Origin of the sequence: Salinicola acroporae, from assembly GCF_003206615.1 — a bacterium.
GTDB lineage: Bacteria > Pseudomonadota > Gammaproteobacteria > Pseudomonadales > Halomonadaceae > Salinicola > Salinicola acroporae.
On record NZ_PZJW01000030.1, the window covers coordinates 1 to 1157 of the forward strand.

Below are 1157 nucleotides of genomic sequence, written 5' to 3' on the forward strand. Positions count from 1 at the left end.
GCACAGCTTTGGCGGGCCGACGAGTCTTCAGGTCCCATTCGATGCGCTGCCGCGTGAGCCGCTCTGCTACTCATGCCTGCTGGAAGCCGCCGAGAAGGGGGCGACGTATCTGCGTCGATGATGCCCGATGAACGATGTAAGTCTCGAAAAAGCCGACGCGCGGCTGCAGCACCTATTCGAGCAGGCTGACGCAGAAGCGCTCATTGGCTATCTGCTGATCGACCTGTCGATCGATCGGCGGACGCAAAACACCGTCTTGCCGATCCATCGCCGCGGCGGCTCCCGCAGCCTGTTTCAAAACACGCCCGAACAGGGCTTCTCCGCCATTGCGCCCCATCTGGTGCCCTTGAATGGTCTGCGCGATGCCGAACTCGCCACGCTGATCGAACAAGACCGGGAGATGGCTGCCTTCAGTTGGCTATGGGTCGACGAGGGCGCGAAAAACGATCTTTTCCCTCATCTGCAAAAGCAGCTCGACATGCGCTTGCCCGATGGTGGCCTCGCCCTGCTGCGCTACTACGACCCAAGGGTTTTCACCAGGCTGATGCAACTGCTGGACGAGGATCAACGGCAAACGCTGTTCGGCCCCATTCGCTACTGGAGTATTCGTGTCATGAACGAGCGCCAGGTATTTCGGTCCGCCGGCGAGACGCAGGAAGCGACATCATGATCGAACTGACAGCGGACCAGGAGCGGCGGCTGCGCCAGCCCGAACGGCAAGCGATGATCGACGAGGCGATGGCGTTTCTGCAATCTCGCCTGCCCTCGCTCTACCAGCAGCAAGCCCCACAAGCTCACGCCGAGACCCTGGGCCAGGCTTACGACCGCGCGACCGGCTTTGGCATGACGCGCAAGGACCTGATTCAAAAGTACATGCTCTACGGCCTGAGCGCCCCGGCGCTGATCGACGGTGAGGCGGTCACCCGCTATTTTCGGCAGAGCGAGCAGTCGCCCGACCTGCTCGCTCAGGATCTGCTGGCGTTGATCGAGATGCCCCCGGCCAGTGCCACCACCCAAGGAGGCGATTGATGGTATTTCCCCTTGTGATTCTCGGAGGATACGAGGCACTGGTGCTGCTGGGTGTCGTCGGTGCCGGCACGGCGGCCGCCACGATCGAATCGCAGACCGGCGCCTTTTCCAAGGCCGGCAGCGCCATG

The 1157-nt window shown here is 62.2% G+C and carries 2 protein-coding genes; both read left to right on the forward strand.

The window, feature by feature from the left end; genetic code table 11:
* The first annotated feature begins 127 nt into the window (after positions 1-127).
* Positions 128-670, forward strand: coding sequence for a DUF4123 domain-containing protein (locus DOM54_RS19900; protein ID WP_110717992.1), 543 nt, complete (start codon positions 128-130; stop codon positions 668-670).
* Positions 667-1029: a hypothetical protein gene (locus tag DOM54_RS19905; RefSeq protein ID WP_110717993.1), complete on the forward strand. Its 363-nt coding sequence runs from the start codon at positions 667-669 to the stop codon at positions 1027-1029. The genes DOM54_RS19900 and DOM54_RS19905 overlap by 4 nt, the downstream gene beginning before the upstream one ends.
* Positions 1030-1157: the final 128 nt, after the last annotated feature.

Bases quoted from the DNA above. Each gene is read 5' to 3' on its own strand.
- DOM54_RS19905 (WP_110717993.1), top strand. From the start codon at position 667: ATGATCGAACTGACAGCGGACCAGGAGCGGCGGCTGCGCCAGCCCGAA.
- DOM54_RS19900 (WP_110717992.1), top strand. From the start codon at position 128: ATGAACGATGTAAGTCTCGAAAAAGCCGACGCGCGGCTGCAGCACCTA.